The organism is Yersinia massiliensis CCUG 53443 (assembly GCF_000312485.1).
GTDB lineage: Bacteria > Pseudomonadota > Gammaproteobacteria > Enterobacterales > Enterobacteriaceae > Yersinia > Yersinia massiliensis.
In genome coordinates this window covers 62,343-85,569 of record NZ_HE997652.1, presented here as the reverse complement: position 1 = coordinate 85,569, position 23,227 = coordinate 62,343, and the positions used below count along the sequence as shown (strand labels likewise).

Genomic DNA, 23,227 nt, shown 5'->3' with positions numbered 1-23,227 from the left:
TTAATAAATTAAAACCAATATCATGAAAGTTAGGAAAAATTTCCTATAATTAGGACTGTATAGAGTTTTAATTAGCTAGAATAGAATTATTCATTTTGAAATGGGGTGTTGGTTATGAGTTTTATGAAGGAATTCCGTGAATTTGCCATGCGTGGCAATGTAGTCGACTTAGCTGTTGGTGTCATTATTGGTGCAGCATTTGGCAGGATTGTTTCTTCACTTGTTGCCGATATAATTATGCCACCATTGGGTCTATTACTCGGTGGCGTCGATTTTAAACAATTCCATTTCGTATTGCGTGCAGCCGAAGGAACGATACCCGCTGTAGTAATGAATTACGGTACATTCATCCAGAGTATTTTTGATTTTGTTATTGTGGCCTTGGCAATATTCTCCGCAGTTAAGCTTATGAATAAACTACGCCGTGAAAAAGCAGAAGAACCTGCAGCGCCGCCAGCACCAACAACTGAAGAAAAACTCTTAGCAGAGATTCGTGATTTGCTCAAAGCACAGCAATCAAAATAATTCCGACTTTATCAAACGCGAACGCCATCAATATTTGATGGCTTTTTTATAGTCCGAAAATTAGAAGAGCAGTGGTAAATAATCAATTAATTGCTTACCACTGGCCTCCCAGTTGCCGCCTTTTGCATGCTTATCTTTGCGTTGGTAACTACCTTTCCCTTTGCTGTTCTTCTCAATGCGCTGCCTAAAAAGTGGGTCATGAAGTAACGCTTCTAATGCATTATCTTTTATTTTTCCCTTGGTATGGCGATATGTCGTCATATTAAATACCTCATCGATAACTATTTAGATTAAAAAACCTACGGATAATACTGCTTGTTTGAACTGATTGATATGTCTCAGTTAAAAAATTTAGCCTAAGACCAATTCTTCTGTTGCCCCTTGTTCCAAGGCTTCAAGAATGGAGCAGTAAGTCGTTGCATGTGAACTTCCACAGCAGGCCTTACTAAGGCGCTTAAGTGACTCACGCATTTTTTTAAGCTCGGCAATCTTGCATTCCACATCATGTAATCGCGAATCAACAATTGCTTTTGACTCTTGGCATGTATGATGATCTGGATCTACCCGTATCGACAATAATTCAGTGATAGTTTCCAATGTAAAACCGAGTTGTTTCGCATAGCGGATAAATCGTAAGCGCTGTAAATCTTGTTCATTATAAAGTCGATAGCCCCCCTCAGTACGTTCACCATGTTGCATCATGCCTTGCTTCTCATAGTACCGGATGGTATCTGGAGTCACATCAGCGAGTTTAGCAAGTTGCCCAATCTTTAACATTGTCTATTCCTCATTTGATAGCCTATCAGCCACCCTATGCTGATATCCTTGATGCAAAAAATCAGTGCTAAGCCCAGCTTGTTCTAGCCTCATTTCCAGCAAAATTAGTCTACTGCGCAATTTTGTCTGAGCATCATGCTGGTTATCTAGTTGCGATAGTAGGTCAACAATAGTAAGTGCTTCTTGTCGGTCTAGCAATTCAGGGGGGAGAAATCCTGCATTCTTCAATAATCTATATCCACCCCTCAAATCCATAGGTACAAGAGCATCATCATCAAGTTGCAAAGGCTTGCCATTTCCTGACAGGTTATCGAACTCACCATTTTTCTGGGCATCAACAATGTATCTCTCAGCCCATTCATCAATTAATCCCATATAGCACCTGTAAAATAGGATTTACGAAAATAAGAGTTTCATTTAGATTAATGGATTAATAATAGACAAAAGAGGCTGTGCAGTGAAGAATCGGAGTACATCACGAAGTTATGGACGTAAAAAAACCGGGCAAGCCCGGTTTTTTTACGCGTTTACAGATTACTCTGCAGCAACTACTTCTGCTTGCGATGCAGCACGATCAACTAACTCGATGTAAGCCATCGGTGCGTTGTCGCCTGCACGGAAGCCACACTTCAGAATACGAGTGTAACCACCGGCACGGCTCGCGAAACGCGGGCCTAGCTCGTTAAACAGTTTTGCCACGATCTCGTTATCACGAGTACGTGCGAATGCCAGACGACGATTAGCTACGCTGTCGGTCTTGGCAAGAGTAATCAGCGGCTCAACAACGCGACGCAGCTCTTTCGCTTTCGGCAGGGTCGTCTTGATTATCTCATGACGAACCAAAGAGCCGGCCATGTTACGGAACATAGCCTGGCGATGGCTGCTGTTACGGTTCAGTTGACGACCACTCTTACGATGGCGCATGACCTTATCCTTCTCAGTAAAACCTTAACCTGTGATCCGGTTACTCGTCAGCAATGCTAGCTGGTGGCCAATTTTCTAGGCGCATGCCTAAAGAAAGACCACGTGAAGCGAGCACGTCTTTAATCTCAGTAAGAGATTTTTTACCCAGGTTCGGCGTTTTCAGCAACTCAACCTCGGTACGCTGTACCAGATCACCGATGTAGTGGATAGCTTCTGCCTTGAGGCAGTTAGCAGAGCGGACAGTCAATTCCAGATCGTCAACAGGGCGCAGCAGGATCGGATCAAACTCTGGCTTCTCTTCTTTAACTTCCGGCTGACGTACATCACGTAGGTCAACGAAAGCTTCAAGCTGTTCAGCCAAGATAGTTGCCGCACGGCGGATCGCCTCTTCAGGATCGATCGTACCATTGGTTTCCATCTCGATTACCAACTTGTCCAGGTCGGTACGCTGTTCTACACGCGCTGCTTCAACATTGTAGGCAATACGCTCTACAGGGCTATAGCATGCGTCTACTAACAGGCGACCAATCGGGCGCTCATCTTCTTCCGAATGAATTCGGGCAGAAGCCGGCACATAACCACGACCACGTTGAACTTTGATACGCATACTAATAGATGCGTTCTCATCGGTCAGGTGGCAGATAACGTGCTGCGGCTTGACGATTTCGACATCACCATCATGGGTGATATCGGCTGCAGTCACAGGGCCAATGCCAGACTTATTCAGGGTAAGAATAACTTCATCTTTACCCTGAACTCTCACCGCCAGCCCTTTCAGGTTGAGCAGGATCTCCAGGATATCTTCCTGTACGCCTTCTTTGGTGCTGTACTCATGCAGTACACCATCAATCTCAACCTCGGTCACCGCGCAACCCGGCATAGATGAAAGCAGAATACGGCGCAGTGCGTTGCCGAGAGTATGGCCAAAGCCACGCTCTAACGGCTCAAGGGTCACCTTGGCGTGCGTCGAACTGACTTGCTCGATATCTACCAGGCGCGGTTTTAGAAACTCTGTCACAGAACCCTGCATTGTGTCCTCTCTTTGGTACTAAGCTTTACTTAGAGTAAAGCTCGACGATCAGGTGTTCATTAATGTCCGCAGATAGATCAGTACGTTCAGGAATACGTTTGAACACACCTTCCATCTTAACAGCATCAACTTCCAGCCAAGTCGGCTTTTCACGCTGCTCAGCCAGCTCCAAAGCTGCCTTAACACGAGACTGCTTTTTAGCTTTCTCACGGATGCTGACTACGTCATTCGGAGATACCTGATAAGAAGCGATGTTAACAACGCGACCATTTACCATGATAGCTTTATGACTAACCAGCTGACGTGATTCAGCACGAGTTGCGCCAAAGCCCATACGGTAAACTACGTTATCCAGACGACCTTCCAGCAGTTGCAACAGGTTTGCACCAGTGTTGCCTTTCAGACGCGCTGCTTCTTTATAGTAGTTACGGAATTGACGTTCTAGAACACCATAGATACGGCGAACTTTTTGTTTTTCACGTAACTGCACACCGTAGTCAGACAGACGCGGTTTACGCGCACCATGCTGGCCAGGTGGTTGTTCGATCTTACACTTGGTGTCAATCGCACGAACGCCAGACTTAAGGAATAAGTCTGTGCCCTCACGACGGCTCAGCTTGAGCTTAGGCCCCAAATATCTTGCCATTTTCTCTCTCCAACAAACCTAAAAGCAGCGTTATACGCGGCGCTTTTTCGGCGGACGACAACCGTTATGAGGGATCGGAGTCACATCAGTAATATTAGTGATGCGGAAACCAGCCGCGTTTAACGCACGGATAGTAGACTCACGGCCCGGACCAGGTCCTTTAACCATAACTTCCAGATTCTTGATACCGTATTCTTTCACTGCGTCAGCGCAGCGCTCTGCTGCAACTTGCGCTGCAAACGGAGTAGACTTACGAGATCCACGGAAACCGGAACCACCTGCTGTTGCCCAACCCAATGCGTTACCTTGACGATCTGTAATGGTAACGATGGTGTTGTTGAAAGAAGCATGGATATGAGCCACACCGTCAGAGACTGTCTTTCTTACACGCTTACGTGCACGAATAGGTGCCTTTGCCATTATTCAATCACCCCGATTATTTCTTGATCGGTTTACGCGGACCCTTACGGGTACGTGCGTTGGTCTTAGTACGCTGACCGCGAACTGGTAGACCACGACGATGACGCAAACCACGATAAGTCCCAAGGTCCATCAGACGCTTGATGCTCAGGGTCACCTCACGACGCAGATCACCTTCTACAACGTACTTGGCAACTTCGTCACGCAGCTTCTCGATTTGCTCTTCAGACAGCTCACTGATCTTAACATTTTCAGCAATACCCGCAGCAACACAGATAGCCTGTGAGCGAGTTTTACCGATGCCGTAGATCGCAGTTAATGCGATAACGGTATGTTTCTGATCAGGAATGTTAATGCCTGCTATACGGGCCACTATGCACTCCTACTATTTTATACAGCAATACCATTCTGAAAAGCCCGTTTTCAGGATACTCAAATAGCATTGCAGTCACATACAAAAGATTGGCTGGCTAATCTAGCCAGCTCAACCCAACTTTGCAAGAAAAATATGCAAGATAAATCAGCCTTGACGCTGTTTATGCTTTGGTTCGGCACTGCAAATTACGCGAACGACACCGTTACGCTTAACAATTTTGCAGTTACGACATAATTTCTTGACGGAAGCACGAACTTTCATTTTTACTCTCCGTAACTTCTCAAACATACCTGAATTAGCGGTTATAGCCTTTCAGGTTTGCTTTCTTCAATGCAGACTCATATTGACTCGACATCATCAGAGTTTGCACTTGAGCCATAAAGTCCATGATGACCACCACTACGATAAGTAGGGAGGTACCACCAAAGTAAAATGGTACTTTCATCGCGTCACGCATGAACTCCGGGATCAGGCAGATGAAAGTAATATACATCGCACCAATTAAGGTTAGACGCGTCATTACTTTATCGATGTACTTCGCCGTTTGCTCTCCCGGACGAATTCCTGGCACGAATGCACCGGACTTCTTCAGGTTATCTGCTGTTTCACGCGGGTTGAAAACTAGCGCCGTGTAGAAGAAACAGAAGAAGATGATTGCAGACGCATAGAGTAACACATAAAGCGGTTGACCTGGTTGCAAATACATTGAAATAGTCGTCAACCAGTTCCAACCTGTCCCGCCCCCAAACCATGATGCAATCGTGGCAGGGAACAGAATTATGCTGGAAGCAAAGATTGCTGGGATAACCCCAGCCATATTCACTTTCAACGGTAAGTGTGTGCTCTGTGCTGCATAAACACGACGACCTTGTTGACGTTTAGCATAGTTAACGACGATACGACGTTGACCACGTTCAATGAAAACAACGAAGAAGGTTACTGCAAACACTAATACTGCAACCAACAGCAACAGGAGGAAGTGCAGGTCGCCTTGCCGAGCTTGCTCGATGGTATGGGCTATTGCAGGTGGTAGACCGGCAACAATACCAGCGAAGATTATGATAGAAATACCGTTACCGATACCACGTTCAGTAATCTGTTCGCCAAGCCACATCAGGAACATTGTCCCAGTGACCAAGCTAACGACAGCGGTAAAATAGAAAGCAAAGCCTGGATTAATAACCAGACCTTGCATCCCAGGCATATTCGGCAGACCGGTAGCAATACCGATCGATTGGAATATAGCCAATACCAACGTGCCATAACGGGTGTACTGACTGATCTTGCGACGGCCAGCTTCCCCTTCTTTCTTTATTTCTGCTAACGCTGGATGAACCACTGTTAACAGTTGGATAATAATTGATGCCGAAATATACGGCATGATACCCAAGGCAAAGATAGAAGCACGACTGAGAGCACCACCAGAGAACATGTTAAACATTTCAATGATGGTCCCTCTCTGCTGCTCGAGCAATTTAGCAAGCACAGTGGCATCGATACCAGGAATCGGAATAAAAGAGCCGATACGGAAAACAATAAGCGCACCGATAACAAACAAAAGTCTGCGCTTCAGTTCGCCTAATCCGCCTTTAGCACTTTGAAAATCTAATCCTGGTTGCTTAGCCATCTGCTACTTATTCCTCAATTTTACCGCCAGCAGCTTCGATAGCAGCACGAGCGCCTTTGGTGACACGCAGACCACGAAGAGTTACCGCACGATTAATTTCGCCAGAAAGCATAACTTTCGCGAATTCAATCTGGGTACCAACAACGTTAGCGGCTTTCAGCGTGTTCAGGTCGATTACGTCGCCTTCCACCAAAGCCAGTTCAGACAGACGAACTTCTGCCGTGATCATAGCTTTGCGAGAGGTGAAGCCGAATTTCGGCAAACGACGATATAAAGGCATCTGACCACCTTCAAAACCACGACGTACGCCACCACCAGAACGTGAGTTCTGACCTTTGTGACCACGACCAGCAGTTTTACCCAGGCCAGAACCGATACCACGACCTACACGCTTCGGCGCATGCTTGGCACCTTCAGCCGGAGACAGAGTATTTAAACGCATCTGTTACTCCTCAACTTTAACCATGTAGGAAACCAAGTTGACCATACCACGTACAGCAGGAGTATCCTCACGCTCTACAGTATGACCAATACGACGCAGACCTAAACCGATCAGAGTTGCCTTATGTTTTGGCAAACGACCGATACTGCTTTTTGTTTGAGTTACTTTAATAGTCTTTGCCATGGTTATTTCCCTAGAATTTCTTCGACGGACTTACCACGCTTGGCAGCGACCATTTCTGGGGATTTCATATCTTCCAGAGCTAAAATAGTTGCACGAACCACGTTGATCGGGTTAGTAGAACCATATGCTTTGGCCAATACGTTATGAACCCCTGCAACTTCTAAAACGGCGCGCATTGCACCACCGGCAATAATACCGGTACCTTCAGAAGCTGGTTGCATGAATACACGAGAACCCGTGTGAGCACCTTTAACAGGGTGCTGCAGAGTACCGTTATCCAAAGCAACATTAATCATAGCGCGACGGGCTTTTTCCATCGCTTTCTGGATCGCTGCCGGAACTTCGCGTGCTTTGCCGTAGCCAAAACCAACGCGACCGTTACCATCACCAACTACTGTCAGTGCGGTAAAGCTGAAAATACGGCCACCTTTTACGGTTTTAGATACGCGGTTTACCGCGATCAGCTTTTCCTGCAGTTCGCCAGCTTGTTTTTCGATGTGTGACATCTTACACCTCTACCTTAGAACTGAAGGCCAGCTTCACGGGCAGCATCTGCCAGTGCCTGGACTCGACCATGATATTGGAAACCGGAACGGTCAAAGGATACTTTCGTGATCCCTTTTTCCAATGCGCGCTCTGCGACAGCTTTACCTACAGCTGCAGCGGCATCTTTGTTGCCGGCGTACTTCAATTGCTCATTGATAGCTTTTTCTACAGTAGAAGCGGCGACCAAAATTTCAGAACCGTTTGGTGCAATAACCTGCGCGTAAATATGGCGTGGGGTACGATGTACCACCAGGCGAGTCGCACCCAGTTCTTTGAGCTTGCGGCGTGCGCGGGTCGCACGACGGATACGAGCTGCTTTCTTATCCATAGTGTTACCTTACTTCTTCTTAGCCTCTTTGGTACGCACGACTTCGTCGGCGTAACGGACACCCTTGCCTTTATAAGGCTCAGGACGACGGTAGGCACGCAAATCTGCTGCAACCTGACCAATCACCTGCTTATCAGCGCCTTTCAGCACGATTTCAGTTTGGGTCGGGCACTCGGCAGTGATGCCAGCCGGCAATTCATGGTCAACTGGATGAGAGAAGCCTAAAGCTAAATTCACCACGTTGCCTTTAACTGCGGCACGGTAGCCTACGCCTACCAGTTGAAGCTTCTTAGTGAAGCCTTCGGTAACACCAACGACCATTGCATTAAGCAGTGCACGAGTGGTACCCGCTTGGGCCCAACCGTCTACAGCGCCTTCGCGTGGAGCGAAAGTCAATGTATTTTCTTCTTGCTTAACTTCAACAGCGCTATGGACGGTACGAGTCAGCTCGCCGTTCTTACCCTTTATCGAAATAACCTGACCGTTGAGTTTTACCTCTACGCCGGCAGGAATGACGACGGGTGCTTTTGCAACACGAGACATTCTTTCCTCCCGAATTAAGCTACGTAGCAGATAATCTCGCCACCAAGACCAGCTTGGCGAGCTGCACGATCGGTCATAACACCTTTAGAGGTAGAAATAACAGCGATACCCAAACCGGCCATAACTTTTGGCAGCTCATCTTTTTTCTTATAGATGCGCAGACCTGGACGGCTGATACGTTGAATGCTTTCTACCACTGCCTTGCCCTGGAAATACTTAAGTGCTAATTCCAGTGTAGGCTTGGTGTCGCCTTCGATTTTAAAATCTTCAATAAAGCCTTCTTCCTTCAGAACGTTGGCAATTGCCACTTTCAGCTTGGAGGAAGGCATGGTGACCGCAACTTTATTTGCGGCTTGACCGTTACGGATACGGGTCAGCATATCCGCGATCGGATCTTGCATGCTCATCTGTCTTTACTCCCGTGATTCAATTGGTGACAATTACCAGCTAGCCTTTTTAAGGCCCGGGATTTCACCGCGCATTGCGGTTTCACGGACTTTAATACGGCTCAACCCGAACTTCCGCAGGAAACCATGCGGACGACCAGTTTGGTTGCAGCGGTTACGCTGACGGGACGGGCTGGAATCACGCGGCAGAGACTGCAGCTTCAGAACAGCATTCCAACGATCTTCGTCGGATGAGTTCACACCAGAGATAATAGCTTTTAATTCCTCGCGTTGAGCGCGGTATTTGTTAGCTAGTTTCACGCGAACAACTTCGCGTGCTTTCATTGATTGCTTAGCCATCAGTAACCCTACCTTACTTGCGGAATGGGAATTTAAAAGCAGCCAACAATGCACGGCCTTCATCATCGGATTTCGCAGTAGTGGTAATGGTAATATCCAAACCACGTACACGATCGACTTTATCGTAGTCGATTTCCGGGAAGATGATCTGCTCGCGCACACCCATGCTGTAGTTTCCACGACCATCGAATGACTTAGCGGACAAGCCACGGAAGTCACGGATACGAGGTACAGCAATGGTAATCAGTCGCTCAAAGAATTCCCACATGCGTTCGCCACGCAGGGTAACTTTACAGCCGATCGGATAGCCCTGACGGATTTTGAAGCCTGCAACAGATTTGCGTGCTTTGGTGATAAACGGCTTTTGACCGGAGATTGCTGCCAAGTCAGCTGCTGCGTTATCCAGCAGTTTCTTGTCAGCGATCGCTTCACCAACACCCATATTCAGGGTGATCTTCTCGACCCGAGGGACTTGCATGACAGAGTCGTAGCCAAACTGAGACATCAGTTGTTTGACTACCTCGTCTTTGTAGTAATCATGCAGTTTCGCCATCGTATTACTCCAAATTACTTGATAGTTTCGCTGTTAGATTTAAAGAAACGGACTTTTTTGCCGTCTTCGAATCTAAAGCCTACACGGTCAGCCTTACCGGTTGTCGCGTTGAACAGCGCAAGGTTGGAAACTTGAATTGCAGCTTCTTTTTCAACAATGCCACCTGGTTGGTTCAGGGCCGGAACCGGCTTCTGATGTTTTTTAACCAGGTTGATACCTTCAACAATGACCTTACCAGCAGACAGGACATTCTTTACTTTACCGCGCTTACCTTTGTCTTTCCCGGTTAGCACGATAACTTCGTCATCACGACGGATTTTCGCTGCCATGGTTCGCTCCTTAGAGTACTTCTGGTGCCAGAGAGATAATTTTCATGAACTTCTCATTACGCAGTTCACGAGTTACCGGCCCAAAAATACGCGTGCCGATTGGCTGCTCGCTGTTATTATTTAAAATAACACAAGCGTTACCATCGAAGCGAATGACAGAACCGTCCGGGCGACGTACACCCTTCTTGGTGCGCACCACTACCGCCTTCAGAACATCGCCTTTCTTCACCTTGCCACGAGGAATTGCTTCCTTGATGGTGATCTTGATGATGTCGCCGATGCCTGCGTAGCGACGGTGCGAGCCACCTAGAACCTTGATACACATTACGCGACGTGCACCGGAGTTGTCGGCCACGTTCAGCATAGTCTGTTCTTGGATCATGTTAGTGCTCCGCTAATGTCAACTACTACTTTAGGACCCAGAATAGGTCGTTTAAAAGCCCCAATAATGAGGGCGCAGCATTATAACACCGCTTCCAGATTATGGGTAGAAAAAATAAGCGGCCCACTTTCTGAGCCGCTTATTATGTTCGAGTCAGCTACTCTATTACAGAATCGCTTTCTCTACAACGCGAACAAGTGTCCAAGACTTAGTCTTTGACAGTGGACGGCATTCGCGGATTTCTACCACGTCACCGATACCACATTCATTGTTCTCGTCATGTACATGCAATTTCGTCGTGCGACGGATGAATTTCCCATAGATTGGGTGCTTCACCACACGCTCGATAGCAACAACCATGGATTTCTCCATTTTGTCACTAACTACGCGACCTTGCAGAGTACGGATTTGGTCAGTCATTACGCACCCGCCTTTTCAGTCAGTAAAGTCTTAACACGTGCGATATTACGACGCACTTGTTTCGACAGGTGAGTTTGTTGCAGCTGGCCACTAGCCGCCTGCATGCGCAAATTAAATTGCTCACGCAGCAGGTTGAGCAGCTCAGTGTTCAGCTCTTCAACGCTTTTTTCACGCAGCTCTTGTGCTTTCATTACATCACCGTCTTAGTTACAAAGGTGGTTCCTACAGGCAGTTTCGCTGCAGCGAGCTTAAATGCTTCGCGAGCAGTTTCTTCCGGCACACCAGCCATTTCAAATAAAACTTTTCCTGGCTGGATCAGGGCAACCCAATACTCAACGTTACCCTTACCTTTACCCATACGTACTTCGAGCGGCTTCTCGGTGATCGGTTTGTCCGGGAATACACGGATCCAGACCTTACCTTGACGCTTAATTGCACGTGTCATCGCACGACGGGCTGCTTCGATTTGACGAGCCGTCAGGCGGCAACGGCCACAAGCTTTCAGGCCGAACTCACCGAAGCTAACATCCGTACCTTGCGCAAGGCCACGGTTACGGCCTTTGTGCATCTTACGGAATTTTGTACGCTTTGGTTGTAACATCAGCGATTCTCCTTACTTGCGGCCTTTACGCTGCTGCTTTTTAGGTTGAGCAGCCGGTTCCGGTTGTTCAACAGCAGCCATACCACCCAAGATCTCACCTTTGAAGATCCATACCTTTACGCCGATTACACCATAAGTGGTGTGCGCTTCAGATGTGTTGTAATCGATATCCGCACGCAGTGTATGCAACGGAACACGACCTTCACGATACCATTCGGTACGCGCGATTTCAGCACCGCCAAGACGGCCGCTTACTTCAACTTTGATACCTTTAGCGCCAAGACGCATTGCGTTCTGTACAGCACGCTTCATAGCACGACGGAACATAACACGACGTTCCAGCTGTGAAGTGATACTGTCAGCAACCAATTTTGCGTCCAGTTCCGGTTTACGGACTTCGGCGATGTTAATCTGTGCAGGAACGCCAGCGATATCCGCTACGACCTTACGCAGTTTTTCGACATCTTCACCTTTCTTGCCGATAACGATGCCAGGACGAGCTGTGTGAATAGTCACACGGATGCTCTTCGCTGGACGCTCGATAACGATGCGAGAAACGGAAGCTTTCGCTAATTCTTTAGTTAAGAATTGGCGAACTTTAAAGTCGCTGTCTAGGTTGTCAGCGAATTCTTTGGTATTTGCGTACCAGGTAGAGTTCCAAGCTTTGACAATACCTAGTCGAATACCATTAGGATGTACTTTCTGACCCATTGCTAGTCTCCAGAGTCTCAGCGATCGGACACAACCACAGTAATGTGGCTGGTGCGCTTCAGGATGCGATCTGCACGACCTTTTGCACGCGGCATAATGCGCTTCATGCTAGGGCCTTCGTCTACGAAAATCTTCGTGACTTTCAGATCATCGATGTCAGCGCCATCGTTGTGTTCTGCGTTAGCAATGGCAGACTCCAGCACTTTCTTAACCAAACCAGCAGCTTTCTTGTTGGTATAGGCCAGAGTTTCCAGAGCTTGCGACACTTTCTTACCGCGAATCAGGTCCGCTACCAAGCGAACCTTCTGAGCAGAAGAACGAGCGTGGCGATGTTTAGCGATAGTTTCCATCTCTTCCTCCTACCTTAGCGCTTTTTAGCCTTTTTATCGGCCGCATGGCCGCGATAAGTACGGGTCGGCGCGAATTCACCCAATTTGTGACCGACCATTTCATCGGAAACAAATACAGGAACGTGCTGACGACCATTATGGACAGCGATGGTCAAACCGATCATATTTGGAAAGACCGTTGAACGACGGGACCAAGTCCGAATTGGCTTCTTGTCTCCGCTTTCCACCGCTTTCTCTACCTTCTTCAGCAAGTGCAGGTCAATGAAGGGACCTTTCTTGAGAGAACGTGGCATGGCTTATCCTCTAATTATTTTTTACTACGGCGACGTACGATGAACTTATCAGTACGCTTGTTGCTACGGGTCTTCTTACCTTTGGTTTGAACGCCCCACGGGGTTACCGGGTGCTTACCAAAGTTACGACCTTCACCACCACCGTGTGGGTGATCTACCGGGTTCATCGCCGTACCGCGAACGGTAGGACGAATACCACGCCAACGACTAGCACCTGCTTTACCCAGCACACGCAGCATGTGTTCAGCGTTACCGACTTCACCTAAGGTGGCACGGCAATCAGCTGGAACTTTGCGCATTTCGCCGGAGCGCAGACGCAGAGTAACGTAGGAACCGTCACGAGCAACGATCTGAACGTATGCACCAGCAGAACGAGCCAATTGGCCGCCTTTACCTGGTTTCATTTCTACGTTATGAACCGTTGAACCAACTGGGATGTTACGCATAGGCAGGGTGTTACCTGCTTTAATTGCAGCATCAACGCCAGATTGGATCTGGTCACCAGCTTTCAGGCCTTTTGGCGCTAGGATATAACGGCGTTCGCCGTCTTTGTACAGAACCAGTGCGATATTCGCAGAACGGTTCGGATCGTACTCCAGACGCTCAACCACAGCAGGGATACCATCTTTGTTGCGTTTGAAGTCAACCAGACGATAATGTTGCTTGTGGCCACCACCGATATGACGGGTGGTGATACGGCCATTGTTGTTACGGCCACCGCTTTTACTTAATTTCTCAAGCAACGGGGCATAAGGCTTACCCTTGTGCAGCTCAGGGTTAACCACTTTAACAACGTGGCGACGACCCGGAGATGTAGGTTTACATTTAACAATTGCCATTGTTTACTCCTCCGACTTACTCTGCGCCGCCGATGAAGTCCAGATTCTGGCCTTCTTTCAGGGTGACGTAAGCTTTTTTCCAGTCGCTACGACGACCAACACGCTGACCGTGACGCTTACTCTTGCCTTTAACCAGCAAGGTGTTAACGTCTTCGACTTCGACTTCAAACAGTTTCTGCACTGCAGCTTTAATTTCTGCTTTGGTCGCGTCTTTGGCAACTTTGAGAACGATGGTGTTATTCTTTTCCATCGCAGCGGACGCTTTTTCAGATACATGCGGCGCGCGCAGTACTTTCAGCAGACGTTCTTCACGAATCATGCCAGCATCTCCTCAACTTGCTTCACAGCATCAGCAGTCATAACCACTTTGTCGAAGGCGATCAGGCTAACTGGGTCGATACCGGCTACATCGCGAACGTCAACCTTGTACAGGTTGCGAGCTGCCAAGAACAAGTTCTCGTCCAGTTCACCCGTTACGATCAGCACATCTTCCAGAGCCATATCTTTCAGTTTCTGCGCCAGCAACTTAGTTTTAGGTGCTTCAACAGAGAACTTTTCGACAATGATCAGACGATCTTGACGTACCAATTCGGACAGGATGCTTTTCAGCGCGCCGCGGTACATCTTTTTGTTTACTTTTTGACTGTGGTCCTGAGGCTTTGCAGCAAAGGTCACACCACCTGAACGCCAGATCGGGCTCTTCACAGAACCTGAACGTGCGCGGCCGGTACCTTTCTGGCGCCACGGTTTTTTACCGGAACCAGTCACTTCAGCGCGGGTCTTCTGAGCACGAGTACCTTGACGGGCACCTGCTGCATAAGCAACAACAACCTGATGTACCAGCGCTTCGTTGAAATCACGACCGAAGGTAGTTTCGGAAACAGTCAGCGCGCCTTGCGCGTCTTTCAATACTAATTCCATTGCTATCCCCTTACGCCTTCACAGCTGGTTTAACGATCAGGTTGCCACCGGTAGCGCCCGGTACAGCACCCTTAACCAGCAGCAGGTTGCGCTCAGCGTCAACACGTACTACGTCCAGGCTTTGAACGGTTACACGCTCGTCACCCAGGTGGCCAGCCATTTTCTTGCCTTTGAACACTTTGCCCGGAGTCTGGTTTTGACCGATAGAACCCGGAACACGGTGAGACAAGGAGTTACCATGGGTAGCATCTTGGGTGCGGAAGTTCCAGCGCTTAACAGTACCGGCAAAACCTTTACCTTTAGATGTACCTGTAACATCGACTTTTTTAACGTCTGCAAAAATTTCGACGCTAATTTCTTGACCAGCAGTAAATTCTTGACCTTCTGGAAGGCGGAATTCCCACAGACCACGGCCAGCTTCTACGCCAGCTTTAGCGAAATGACCCGCTTCTGGTTTAGTAACGCGGTTAGCTTTTTTAGCACCGGTAGTTACTTGTACAGCACGGTATCCGTCGTTCTCCAGGCTCTTAACCTGAGTTACGCGGTTCGCTTCAATTTCGATAACAGTTACTGGGATTGAAACGCCATCTTCAGTGAAGATACGCGTCATACCCACTTTCTTACCGACTAAACCAATCATTGTTTCAACCTCTCAATCGCTCAATGACCTGATTAACCCAGGCTGATCTGCACGTCTACACCGGCAGCCAGATCCAGACGCATCAGAGCATCAACGGTTTTCTCGGTTGGCTCAACGATGTCAACCAGACGCTTGTGAGTGCGAATTTCATACTGATCGCGCGCATCTTTATTGACGTGCGGAGAGATCAGAACGGTAAAGCGCTCTTTGCGAGTTGGCAGCGGGATCGGACCACGAACCTGCGCACCAGTGCGCTTGGCAGTCTCGACGATTTCCGCAGTTGATTGATCGATCAAACGATGATCAAACGCTTTCAGGCGGATACGGATTCTTTGGTTCTGCATGAGACCAGAGCTCCAATTATTTATAAACGTAAATGATTACTCCTCGCACCCATTTCGATTGATGGGGGAGTGTAATCGTTCAACATATAACCCCCATATCGGGAGTATTGTTCAGTTACGGCACTAGGCTGTAACTGACAGATTAGTTTCAATCTGACCTATCAAGATTAGGTAGGCCCGCGCATTATACGTAAATACTGACAGGAAGCAAGCTACTGTTGGAAATCTATGCGGAAACTTGCAAATCAGGTGAGAGAACAACAGGTAGAGGTGGGTTAATCAGAACTGTATCGCGGCATTTCTAGACGACAAGAGCTAATCTTCAGGCGACAAACGCCCCAAATGAGTCTTAAGCTCTCACATTCCAGACAACAGAACTTAAAAGGCGAGTATCATCTAACACGCGGACACTCACCTTTTTGTTGTATACGAATAAATCATTCTTTCGCCAATTGCGCCTGAGAGTAATTTTGTATGCCCAGACGATCGATAAGGCTAAGCTCCGTTTCGAGCCAATCAATATGCCCTTCTTCTTCAGCCAAAATTTCTTTCAATAAGTCACGGCTAACGTAGTCATGAATTGAATCGGCGTATGCAATCCCTTCACGTAAATCTTTCGCCCCAGATAATTCGAGCGCTAAATCAGATTTCAATATCTCTTCGACATCTTCGCCAATATTCAGCTTGCCTAGATCTTGCAAGTTAGGAATGCCTTCTAGGAATAAAATGCGCTCAATGTACTTATCCGCATGCTTCATTTCATCGATTGACTCGTGATACTCCTTATCATTAAGGCGCATCAGACCCCAGTTTTTAAACATTCGGGCGTGAAGAAAATATTGATTGATGGCAACTAATTCGTTTCCGAGTAGCTTATTGAGATGTGCAATGATTTTTTTATCGCCTTTCATAGTTATACCCTCCGCTTCCAGTACTAAAAGTGTAGTACCAGATGGCAAGGTGTGGGGAAAACTTCTCCCTGCTAACTATTAGGCAACATCATTCATTTCAGGAATGTTAGCGCGTTCCTCGATCAAGATTTCTCTGGCCTGTCGAATGCACTTTCCGCAGTCTGTGCCGATAGGCACGAGTTGACGCAACTGCTTAATGGTATGTGGATGGTGCTGACGTACAGCTTTACGGATTACTTTGTCAGATACCGCATTACACAGACAAACGTACATAGAGAGACTCACTTCTTAACCAATACCTCAAGTGTAAATAAGAATAAGAGTTATTTCAATTAAGATTATTCAGCAAGCCAATAAAAAAGGGTGCCGAAGCACCCTTTTACTTGATCAATAAATTAATTAATCAATGACGCAATTAAGCGATAACTTTAGCAACAACACCAGCGCCTACAGTACGGCCGCCTTCACGGATTGCGAAACGCAGACCGTCGTCCATTGCGATTGGGTGAATCAGAGTCACAACCATGTTAACGTTGTCACCTGGCATCACCATTTCAACGCCTTCTGGCAGTTCGATAGTACCGGTTACGTCAGTAGTACGGAAGTAGAACTGAGGACGGTAGCCTTTGAAGAACGGAGTATGACGACCGCCTTCATCTTTGCTCAGAATATAAACTTCTGAGTCAAATTTGGTGTGTGGCTTGATAGAACCTGGTTTAGCCAGAACTTGACCACGTTCGATCTCTTCACGTTTGATACCACGCAACAGAACACCAACGTTCTCACCAGCACGGCCTTCGTCCAGCAATTTACGGAACATTTCAACGCCGGTACAAGTAGATTTAACAGTATCTTTGATACCAACGATTTCTACTTCTTCACCAACTTTAACGATACCGCGCTCTACACGACCAGTTACTACTGTACCACGGCCAGAGATAGAGAATACGTCTTCGATTGGCAACAAGAATGGCATGTCAACCGCACGTACTGGTTCTGGGATGTAAGAATCCAAGTAGCCAGCCAGTTCGATGATTTTCTCTTCCCACTCAGGTACGCCTTCCAGCGCTTTCAGAGCAGAACCACGTACTACTGGCAGATCATCACCAGGGAAATCGTAAGCAGACAGAAGTTCACGAACTTCCATTTCTACCAGTTCCAGCAGCTCTTCATCATCAACCATGTCACATTTGTTCATGAATACGATGATGAAAGGAACGCCAACCTGACGACCCAGCAGGATGTGCTCGCGAGTCTGTGGCATAGGGCCATCAGTTGCAGCAACAACCAGGATCGCGCCGTCCATCTGAGCAGCACCGGTGATCATGTTTTTAACGTAGTCGGCGTGCCCTGGGCAGTCAACGTGCGCATAGTGACGTGATGGGGTGTCATACTCAACGTGAGAAGTGTTGATGGTGATACCACGTGCTTTTTCTTCAGGTGCGTTATCGATCTGATCGAAAGCACGAGCGCTACCGCCGTAGGTTTTAGCCAGTACGGTGGTGATCGCAGCAGTCAGAGTTGTTTTACCATGGTCAACGTGGCCGATAGTACCGACGTTTACATGGGGTTTGTTACGTTCAAATTTTTCTTTAGACACGACTATATTCCTTACTCTTGTGCTCTCCCACTTATGAGAGAGCACTGGATCATTGTTTTAAACCCGAAAGCTTATTTGCCACGGGCTTCGATAACGGCTTTAGCGACGTTACTAGGTGCTTCAGCATACTCCAGGAATTCCATGGAGTAAGAAGCACGGCCCTGAGTCTGAGAACGCAGGTCAGTAGCATAACCGAACATTTCAGACAACGGAACCTTGACGCGAACGGTTTTACCGGTAGCAGTATCTTCCATACCTTCGATGATACCGCGACGACGGTTAAGGTCGCCCATTACGTCACCCATGTAATCTTCAGGGGTTTCGACTTCAACCTTCATGATAGGCTCAAGCAGAACTGGTTTAGCTCGTTTGAAACCTTCTTTAAAGGCAATAGAACCGGCTAATTTAAATGCCAATTCTGAGGAGTCAACGTCATGGTAAGAACCATAGTGCAGACGGATTTTAACGTCAACAACTGGGTAACCAGCCAGCGGACCAGCTTTCAGTTGTTCCTGGATGCCTTTATCAACAGCAGGGATGAACTCTTTAGGAATTGAACCACCAACGATTTCGTTGACGAATTCATACCCAGCGCCACCCGGTGGCAACGGAGACATGTCGATAACAACATGACCGTACTGACCACGACCGCCTGACTGCTTAGCGTGCTTACCTTCCACGTCCTTAACGGTATCGCGGATTGTTTCACGGTATGCAACCTGAGGTTTACCGACGTTTGCTTCCACGTTAAATTCGCGGCGCATACGGTCAACCAAGATATCCAAGTGCAATTCACCCATACCAGCGATGATAGTCTGACCAGATTCTTCGTCAGTCCAAACGCGGAATGATGGATCTTCTTTTGCCAGACGACCCAGAGCCATACCCATTTTTTCTTGGTCGGCTTTGGTTTTTGGTTCAACGGCAACAGAGATTACTGGCTCTGGGAACTCCATACGTTCCAAGATGATCGGGTTAGCTGGGTCACACAGAGTGTCACCAGTCGTCACATCTTTCAGACCAATCGCTGCTGCGATGTCGCCTGCACGAACTTCTTTGATCTCTTCACGCTTGTTTGCGTGCATCTGAACGATACGGCCCAGACGCTCACGCTGTGAACGTACTGAGTTCAACACGGTGTCACCGGAGTTTACAACACCAGAGTACACACGGAAGAACGTCAAGTTACCCACAAACGGGTCGGTAGCAATTTTGAACGCCAGTGCAGAGAACGGCTCTTTGTCGTCAGAATGACGAACTGCCGGAGTATCTTTACCGTCGTCCAGAATACCGTTAATCGCTTCAACGTCAGTTGGTGCTGGTAGGTATTCGATAACTGCATCCAGCATTGCCTGTACGCCTTTGTTTTTAAACGCAGAACCACAGGTAACCAAGATGATTTCGTTGTTCAGAACGCGTTTACGCAGAGCTGTTTTGATTTCTAACTCGGTCAGCTCTTCGCCGCCCAAGTATTTATCCATCAGCTCATCTGACGCTTCTGCAGCAGACTCAACCAGATTCTGGTGCCATTCAGCAGCCAGATCAGCCATATCAGCAGGGATCTCTTCGTATTCGAAGGTCACGCCCTGATCAGCTTCGTTCCAGTTGATCGCTTTCATTTTCACCAAGTCAATAATACCGGTGAATTTCTCTTCCGCGCCGATAGCCAGTTGCAATGGAACTGGATTCGCGCCCAGACGAGATTTAATCTGGCCAACAACTTTCAAGAAGTTCGCGCCCATACGGTCCATTTTGTTAACGAACGCGATGCGTGGAACTTTGTACTTATTAGCCTGACGCCATACGGTCTCAGACTGTGGCTGAACACCACCAACTGCACAGTAAACCATTACCGCGCCGTCAAGAACACGCATGGAACGTTCTACTTCGATGGTGAAGTCAACGTGCCCAGGGGTGTCAATGATATTGACGTGATGTGGTTCGAACTGTTTAGCCATACCAGACCAGAAGCAGGTAGTAGCTGCAGAAGTAATGGTAATACCACGCTCCTGCTCCTGTTCCATCCAGTCCATGGTGGCTGCGCCGTCATGAACTTCACCGATTTTATGGTTTACACCGGTGTAAAACAGGATACGTTCGGTAGTGGTTGTCTTACCGGCGTCGATGTGAGCACTGATACCGATATTACGGTAGCGCTCAATGGGTGTTTTACGAGCCATTTGATTCCTCTATTCCTAGGGCGTTCATTCGGTTAACCCATGCGGGTGGGCCAAGAAGACCGCCCGCATGGTTAGCATGACTACTGCGTGGCAATTACCAGCGGTAGTGGGCGAACGCCTTGTTAGCTTCGGCCATACGGTGAACGTCTTCACGTTTCTTAACAGCAGAACCTTTGTTCTCTGCTGCGTCAGACAGTTCATTCGCCAAGCGCAAAGCCATGGATTTATCACCGCGTTTACGAGCAGCATCAACGATCCAACGCATTGCCAAGGCATTACGACGAACCGGACGAACTTCAACTGGTACCTGATAAGTAGAACCACCAACGCGGCGAGACTTAACTTCGACAGTCGGGCGCACGTTGTCCAGAGCTACTTCGAAAGCTTCCAGAAAATCTTTACCAGAACGCTGAGCCAGGGTCTCCAGCGCGGTATAGACGATTGCTTCTGCAGTAGATTTTTTACCGTCTACCATCAGGATATTTACAAATTTAGCCAGCAATTCAGATCCGAACTTAGGATCCGGTAAAATTTTACGCTGGCCAATTACACGACGACGTGGCATGGAAATACTCCGTTGTTAATTCAGGGTTGTCCAAAACTCTAAGAGTTTATTTTGACATTAATGTGAAAATGTTTGGCCTTACTTAACGGAGAACCATTAAGCCTTTGGCTTCTTCACGCCGTACTTAGAACGTGATTGCTTACGGTCTTTAACACCTGAGCAGTCAAGCGCGCCGCGGACGGTGTGGTAACGCACACCTGGCAAGTCTTTAACACGACCGCCACGGATCAGGATCACGGAGTGTTCCTGAAGGTTATGACCTTCACCGCCGATGTAGGAGGTGACTTCAAAACCGTTAGTTAAACGCACACGGCAAACTTTACGCAGTGCGGAGTTAGGTTTTTTCGGAGTGGTTGTATATACGCGGGTACATACACCACGTTTCTGCGGGCATGCTTCCAGCGCAGGAACGTTGCTTTTAGCAACCTTCATGCTGCGTGGCTTGCGAACCAGCTGGTTAATCGTTGCCATTATTAAAAAAGCTCCTGGTTTTTTGCTTCGTAAACACGTGATAAATCCCCCTCGTTTGCACGACTGGCAGAGAACGAGGACGCAGAATTTTATGGCTGACTATCTAAGGTGTCAAGAAATATACAGCATTACTCGCATTACCATGCCAGTTGTTGCTGATGTTTTAGGGTCAAATCCACGAAGTGAGTATAGCTGATTAGTGTCGCGCTGTCTGAAATTTGACCAACCAAGCCGCGCGCAATAATATCATCTTCTAAGACAAAAAAAGAAGTTGATTGACTTAACAATAACTTAAGGCTGTCGCTGTTTTTCAAAACAGCCATTACGCCATCTTGTAGAAAGAGAATGTCATCTTCAGATGTGACTAATCTCAACAAAGCAGATAAATCACAACGATAAGGAGAATGACTGACGGTATACAGCATTATCTCGGCCCCATTCTCAATTAAAAAGTCAGTACGACGTCATAAGTCGCCAGTTGATGACGCAAATCTGCTGGAGATAAGACCTCAACATCGAGGATCAAACCCGTTATACCGCTCAATCCACGTTGATGTAATGAGGCTTCGCAGATATAGCAATTCTCGACATCGTATAAAGGTAAAACACCAAAAGTCGCAATATAGTTTCTGGCGAGGATTTTTTCTGGTTGCTGTTGGGGTAGAAGTTGCAGGACACCATCTGAAAGGAAGAAGGCACCAATATCTCCGCTTAGCGCTGATGCCGCCAGTAAAGCATCTAGCCCTTCCCGCCCTGCTGAGTTGCCATGTGGGCCTTGAGTGAAAACAAAAGCAATGCGCTTCGCCACCATTAGAATTGCACCATACGATCACAGGTCAATGCCGCTTCTGCCAGCGCACCCAAACCACTTAAGGTAAAACCCGGTTGCAGATTCGCTGCCGCCAGATTGAGTTGTTCTGCTTCGTGTTGGTCAGTCACCCCACGGCGCAGCGCTGCTGCCACACACACATTTAATGCCACAGCATGCTCATCAGCTAGTTTTTGCCAAGCACGAACCAAATCAAACTCATCACTGGCGGGAGCCGTTAATTGGTTAGCATTGAGTACCCCTTCACGATAGAAGAAGATACTCACCAGATGATGGCCTGAGTTGATAAGAGCTTGTGCGAATTGATATGCACTGCTGGCCTGCTGTGTACCATAAGCTGGTCCAGTCACCATTAGGCAATATTTCGCCGCTTTCAAACCTGACATTAACGGTCGTGCCCCACGAGATCGCCACTTTTAAACTGACGAATGTAGAGATATACCGTGTGTTTAGAGATATTTAGCCGTTCAGCAACCTGATTGATGGCATCTTTAATATCAAAAATACCCTTCTCATACAGGTTAAGTACCACCTGACGGTTCTTGGCATTGTTAGAAACGTTACGGTCCGCATTCACTTCTTCGATAGTGAATTCCAACGTTTGCGCTACGAGGTCATCGACCGATGAGGCAAAGTTAACCGAGGAGGCGACTTCTTGTGTTTCTGGCGGCATGAAAGTTTGGATGATCTGTGAGAAAGGCACATCCAGATTCATGTTGATACACAGCAAACCAATAACACGCTGGTCGCGGTTACGAATCGCGATAGTGACGGACTTCATCAGCACACCGCTTTTAGCTCGCGTGAAATAAGCTCTCGATACGCTGCTGTCAGCACCAGCCATGTCGTGCAACATCCGCAGGGCTAAATCAGTTATCGGTGAACCAATCTGCCGCCCGGTATGTTCACCGTTGGCAATTCTCACCGCGGAACTTTTCAGGTCTTCCAGAGAATGCAGCACAATTTCACAGTGACTGCCAATAAGCATCGCCAAACCATCAACGATAGCTTCGTATGATTTTAATATTTCATGGTCCGTCTGACTGAACGGACGTTCATCCAGTAAATCCAGTTCACTGGTATCGCTACTAAGAAGCGAATTAGACATCGAAGACACCATCCTCTAGATAAAGCCTGTCTCAATATCGTTGGCAGACTCATAACTCAATATCTTG

At 47.6% G+C, this 23,227-nt stretch carries 42 protein-coding genes; 1 reads left to right on the top strand and 41 read right to left on the bottom strand.

Annotated elements, in window-relative coordinates:
- The first annotated feature begins 114 nt into the window (after positions 1 to 114).
- Positions 115 to 525, top strand: coding sequence for a large-conductance mechanosensitive channel protein MscL (gene mscL, locus BN68_RS21935; RefSeq protein WP_019213306.1), 411 nt, complete (start codon positions 115 to 117; stop codon positions 523 to 525).
- 60 nt (positions 526 to 585) lie between these two features.
- Here mscL and BN68_RS21930 read toward each other — a convergent pair whose 3' ends face one another.
- From BN68_RS21930 to BN68_RS21730, 41 genes are all read right to left on the bottom strand, one after another.
- Positions 586 to 786, bottom strand: coding sequence for an alternative ribosome-rescue factor A (locus tag BN68_RS21930; protein ID WP_019213305.1), 201 nt, complete (start codon positions 784 to 786; stop codon positions 586 to 588).
- 90 nt (positions 787 to 876) lie between these two features.
- Positions 877 to 1,302: a Zn(2+)-responsive transcriptional regulator gene (zntR, locus tag BN68_RS21925; protein ID WP_019213304.1), complete on the bottom strand. Its 426-nt coding sequence runs from the start codon at positions 1,300 to 1,302 to the stop codon at positions 877 to 879.
- 3 nt (positions 1,303 to 1,305) lie between these two features.
- Complete coding sequence (locus BN68_RS21920; protein ID WP_019213303.1) at positions 1,306 to 1,677, bottom strand: DnaJ family domain-containing protein; 372 nt, start codon at positions 1,675 to 1,677, stop codon at positions 1,306 to 1,308.
- A gap of 159 nt (positions 1,678 to 1,836) precedes the next feature.
- Positions 1,837 to 2,226, bottom strand: a complete 390-nt coding sequence (gene rplQ / locus BN68_RS21915; RefSeq protein WP_004391407.1) for a 50S ribosomal protein L17 — start codon at positions 2,224 to 2,226, stop codon at positions 1,837 to 1,839.
- A 40-nt stretch (positions 2,227 to 2,266) separates the two neighbouring features.
- Complete coding sequence (locus tag BN68_RS21910; protein ID WP_002438685.1) at positions 2,267 to 3,256, bottom strand: DNA-directed RNA polymerase subunit alpha; 990 nt, start codon at positions 3,254 to 3,256, stop codon at positions 2,267 to 2,269.
- 25 nt (positions 3,257 to 3,281) lie between these two features.
- Positions 3,282 to 3,902, bottom strand: coding sequence for a 30S ribosomal protein S4 (gene rpsD / locus BN68_RS21905; RefSeq protein WP_002218949.1), 621 nt, complete (start codon positions 3,900 to 3,902; stop codon positions 3,282 to 3,284).
- 30 nt (positions 3,903 to 3,932) lie between these two features.
- Positions 3,933 to 4,322 carry a 30S ribosomal protein S11 gene (gene rpsK, locus BN68_RS21900; RefSeq protein WP_004709234.1) on the bottom strand — a complete coding sequence of 130 codons (390 nt, stop codon included), beginning with the start codon at positions 4,320 to 4,322 and terminating at the stop codon, positions 3,933 to 3,935.
- A gap of 16 nt (positions 4,323 to 4,338) precedes the next feature.
- Positions 4,339 to 4,695 (bottom strand): 30S ribosomal protein S13, encoded by a 357-nt coding sequence (rpsM, locus tag BN68_RS21895; RefSeq protein WP_004702348.1) that lies wholly within the window; start codon positions 4,693 to 4,695, stop codon positions 4,339 to 4,341.
- A 147-nt stretch (positions 4,696 to 4,842) separates the two neighbouring features.
- On the bottom strand, positions 4,843 to 4,959 hold the full coding sequence (gene rpmJ, locus BN68_RS21890; RefSeq protein WP_002227352.1) for a 50S ribosomal protein L36: 117 nt from the start codon (positions 4,957 to 4,959) through the stop codon (positions 4,843 to 4,845).
- A gap of 34 nt (positions 4,960 to 4,993) precedes the next feature.
- Complete coding sequence (gene secY / locus BN68_RS21885) at positions 4,994 to 6,325, bottom strand: preprotein translocase subunit SecY (RefSeq protein ID WP_002213344.1); 1,332 nt, start codon at positions 6,323 to 6,325, stop codon at positions 4,994 to 4,996.
- A 7-nt stretch (positions 6,326 to 6,332) separates the two neighbouring features.
- Positions 6,333 to 6,767 carry a 50S ribosomal protein L15 gene (gene rplO / locus BN68_RS21880; RefSeq protein WP_019213302.1) on the bottom strand — a complete coding sequence of 145 codons (435 nt, stop codon included), beginning with the start codon at positions 6,765 to 6,767 and terminating at the stop codon, positions 6,333 to 6,335.
- 3 nt (positions 6,768 to 6,770) lie between these two features.
- Positions 6,771 to 6,950 (bottom strand): 50S ribosomal protein L30, encoded by a 180-nt coding sequence (rpmD, locus tag BN68_RS21875; protein ID WP_002213339.1) that lies wholly within the window; start codon positions 6,948 to 6,950, stop codon positions 6,771 to 6,773.
- A 2-nt stretch (positions 6,951 to 6,952) separates the two neighbouring features.
- Complete coding sequence (rpsE, locus tag BN68_RS21870) at positions 6,953 to 7,456, bottom strand: 30S ribosomal protein S5 (RefSeq protein WP_004875101.1); 504 nt, start codon at positions 7,454 to 7,456, stop codon at positions 6,953 to 6,955.
- 14 nt (positions 7,457 to 7,470) lie between these two features.
- Entirely contained in the window at positions 7,471 to 7,824 is a 354-nt protein-coding gene (gene rplR / locus BN68_RS21865; RefSeq protein WP_004391413.1) for a 50S ribosomal protein L18, read from the bottom strand.
- 9 nt (positions 7,825 to 7,833) lie between these two features.
- Complete coding sequence (rplF, locus tag BN68_RS21860) at positions 7,834 to 8,367, bottom strand: 50S ribosomal protein L6 (protein ID WP_004391415.1); 534 nt, start codon at positions 8,365 to 8,367, stop codon at positions 7,834 to 7,836.
- A 14-nt stretch (positions 8,368 to 8,381) separates the two neighbouring features.
- Entirely contained in the window at positions 8,382 to 8,774 is a 393-nt protein-coding gene (gene rpsH, locus BN68_RS21855) for a 30S ribosomal protein S8 (protein WP_019213301.1), read from the bottom strand.
- Positions 8,775 to 8,807: 33 nt separating this feature from the next.
- On the bottom strand, positions 8,808 to 9,113 hold the full coding sequence (rpsN, locus tag BN68_RS21850) for a 30S ribosomal protein S14 (protein ID WP_004391418.1): 306 nt from the start codon (positions 9,111 to 9,113) through the stop codon (positions 8,808 to 8,810).
- Positions 9,114 to 9,126: 13 nt separating this feature from the next.
- Complete coding sequence (gene rplE, locus BN68_RS21845; RefSeq protein ID WP_002213329.1) at positions 9,127 to 9,666, bottom strand: 50S ribosomal protein L5; 540 nt, start codon at positions 9,664 to 9,666, stop codon at positions 9,127 to 9,129.
- 14 nt (positions 9,667 to 9,680) lie between these two features.
- Positions 9,681 to 9,995, bottom strand: a complete 315-nt coding sequence (rplX, locus tag BN68_RS21840; protein ID WP_004875104.1) for a 50S ribosomal protein L24 — start codon at positions 9,993 to 9,995, stop codon at positions 9,681 to 9,683.
- Positions 9,996 to 10,005: 10 nt separating this feature from the next.
- Positions 10,006 to 10,377 carry a 50S ribosomal protein L14 gene (gene rplN / locus BN68_RS21835; RefSeq protein ID WP_002213325.1) on the bottom strand — a complete coding sequence of 124 codons (372 nt, stop codon included), beginning with the start codon at positions 10,375 to 10,377 and terminating at the stop codon, positions 10,006 to 10,008.
- 165 nt (positions 10,378 to 10,542) lie between these two features.
- Positions 10,543 to 10,797 carry a 30S ribosomal protein S17 gene (rpsQ, locus tag BN68_RS21830; protein WP_002228135.1) on the bottom strand — a complete coding sequence of 85 codons (255 nt, stop codon included), beginning with the start codon at positions 10,795 to 10,797 and terminating at the stop codon, positions 10,543 to 10,545.
- Positions 10,797 to 10,988, bottom strand: a complete 192-nt coding sequence (gene rpmC / locus BN68_RS21825) for a 50S ribosomal protein L29 (protein WP_005159843.1) — start codon at positions 10,986 to 10,988, stop codon at positions 10,797 to 10,799. Before rpmC ends, rpsQ begins: the two co-directional genes overlap by 1 nt.
- Positions 10,988 to 11,398, bottom strand: coding sequence for a 50S ribosomal protein L16 (gene rplP, locus BN68_RS21820; RefSeq protein WP_002218940.1), 411 nt, complete (start codon positions 11,396 to 11,398; stop codon positions 10,988 to 10,990). Before rplP ends, rpmC begins: the two co-directional genes overlap by 1 nt.
- Positions 11,399 to 11,410: 12 nt before the next feature.
- A complete protein-coding gene (gene rpsC / locus BN68_RS21815) occupies positions 11,411 to 12,109 on the bottom strand; it encodes a 30S ribosomal protein S3 (RefSeq protein ID WP_002221644.1) in 699 nt (232 codons plus the stop codon).
- A gap of 17 nt (positions 12,110 to 12,126) precedes the next feature.
- The gene (gene rplV / locus BN68_RS21810) at positions 12,127 to 12,459 is read right to left on the bottom strand and encodes a 50S ribosomal protein L22 (protein WP_004391423.1); all 333 of its coding nucleotides are present in this window, start codon (positions 12,457 to 12,459) and stop codon (positions 12,127 to 12,129) included.
- A 14-nt stretch (positions 12,460 to 12,473) separates the two neighbouring features.
- Complete coding sequence (rpsS, locus tag BN68_RS21805) at positions 12,474 to 12,752, bottom strand: 30S ribosomal protein S19 (RefSeq protein WP_002213430.1); 279 nt, start codon at positions 12,750 to 12,752, stop codon at positions 12,474 to 12,476.
- 14 nt (positions 12,753 to 12,766) lie between these two features.
- Entirely contained in the window at positions 12,767 to 13,591 is an 825-nt protein-coding gene (gene rplB / locus BN68_RS21800; protein ID WP_019213300.1) for a 50S ribosomal protein L2, read from the bottom strand.
- A 16-nt stretch (positions 13,592 to 13,607) separates the two neighbouring features.
- Entirely contained in the window at positions 13,608 to 13,910 is a 303-nt protein-coding gene (gene rplW, locus BN68_RS21795) for a 50S ribosomal protein L23 (RefSeq protein ID WP_005159841.1), read from the bottom strand.
- On the bottom strand, positions 13,907 to 14,512 hold the full coding sequence (gene rplD, locus BN68_RS21790; protein WP_019213299.1) for a 50S ribosomal protein L4: 606 nt from the start codon (positions 14,510 to 14,512) through the stop codon (positions 13,907 to 13,909). Before rplD ends, rplW begins: the two co-directional genes overlap by 4 nt.
- 10 nt (positions 14,513 to 14,522) lie before the next feature.
- On the bottom strand, positions 14,523 to 15,152 hold the full coding sequence (gene rplC, locus BN68_RS21785; protein ID WP_004709250.1) for a 50S ribosomal protein L3: 630 nt from the start codon (positions 15,150 to 15,152) through the stop codon (positions 14,523 to 14,525).
- 32 nt (positions 15,153 to 15,184) lie between these two features.
- The gene (gene rpsJ, locus BN68_RS21780; RefSeq protein ID WP_001181005.1) at positions 15,185 to 15,496 is read right to left on the bottom strand and encodes a 30S ribosomal protein S10; all 312 of its coding nucleotides are present in this window, start codon (positions 15,494 to 15,496) and stop codon (positions 15,185 to 15,187) included.
- A gap of 437 nt (positions 15,497 to 15,933) precedes the next feature.
- Positions 15,934 to 16,407, bottom strand: a complete 474-nt coding sequence (bfr, locus tag BN68_RS21775) for a bacterioferritin (protein ID WP_019213298.1) — start codon at positions 16,405 to 16,407, stop codon at positions 15,934 to 15,936.
- 78 nt (positions 16,408 to 16,485) lie between these two features.
- Positions 16,486 to 16,680, bottom strand: coding sequence for a bacterioferritin-associated ferredoxin (bfd, locus tag BN68_RS21770; RefSeq protein WP_005186233.1), 195 nt, complete (start codon positions 16,678 to 16,680; stop codon positions 16,486 to 16,488).
- A 142-nt stretch (positions 16,681 to 16,822) separates the two neighbouring features.
- Positions 16,823 to 18,007: an elongation factor Tu gene (tuf, locus tag BN68_RS21765; protein ID WP_019213297.1), complete on the bottom strand. Its 1,185-nt coding sequence runs from the start codon at positions 18,005 to 18,007 to the stop codon at positions 16,823 to 16,825.
- 71 nt (positions 18,008 to 18,078) lie between these two features.
- Positions 18,079 to 20,187 carry an elongation factor G gene (gene fusA, locus BN68_RS21760; protein WP_019213296.1) on the bottom strand — a complete coding sequence of 703 codons (2,109 nt, stop codon included), beginning with the start codon at positions 20,185 to 20,187 and terminating at the stop codon, positions 18,079 to 18,081.
- Between the two features lie 94 nt (positions 20,188 to 20,281).
- Positions 20,282 to 20,752: a 30S ribosomal protein S7 gene (gene rpsG, locus BN68_RS21755; RefSeq protein ID WP_002212324.1), complete on the bottom strand. Its 471-nt coding sequence runs from the start codon at positions 20,750 to 20,752 to the stop codon at positions 20,282 to 20,284.
- Between the two features lie 96 nt (positions 20,753 to 20,848).
- Positions 20,849 to 21,223, bottom strand: a complete 375-nt coding sequence (gene rpsL, locus BN68_RS21750; RefSeq protein ID WP_002212323.1) for a 30S ribosomal protein S12 — start codon at positions 21,221 to 21,223, stop codon at positions 20,849 to 20,851.
- 137 nt (positions 21,224 to 21,360) lie between these two features.
- Positions 21,361 to 21,648: a sulfurtransferase complex subunit TusB gene (gene tusB, locus BN68_RS21745; RefSeq protein ID WP_019213295.1), complete on the bottom strand. Its 288-nt coding sequence runs from the start codon at positions 21,646 to 21,648 to the stop codon at positions 21,361 to 21,363.
- Positions 21,649 to 21,668: 20 nt separating this feature from the next.
- Positions 21,669 to 22,034 (bottom strand): sulfurtransferase complex subunit TusC, encoded by a 366-nt coding sequence (gene tusC / locus BN68_RS21740; RefSeq protein ID WP_019213294.1) that lies wholly within the window; start codon positions 22,032 to 22,034, stop codon positions 21,669 to 21,671.
- On the bottom strand, positions 22,034 to 22,438 hold the full coding sequence (gene tusD / locus BN68_RS21735; protein ID WP_019213293.1) for a sulfurtransferase complex subunit TusD: 405 nt from the start codon (positions 22,436 to 22,438) through the stop codon (positions 22,034 to 22,036). The genes tusC and tusD overlap by 1 nt, the downstream gene beginning before the upstream one ends.
- The gene (locus BN68_RS21730) at positions 22,438 to 23,160 is read right to left on the bottom strand and encodes a helix-turn-helix transcriptional regulator (RefSeq protein ID WP_019213292.1); all 723 of its coding nucleotides are present in this window, start codon (positions 23,158 to 23,160) and stop codon (positions 22,438 to 22,440) included. Before BN68_RS21730 ends, tusD begins: the two co-directional genes overlap by 1 nt.
- Positions 23,161 to 23,227 lie beyond the last annotated feature (67 nt).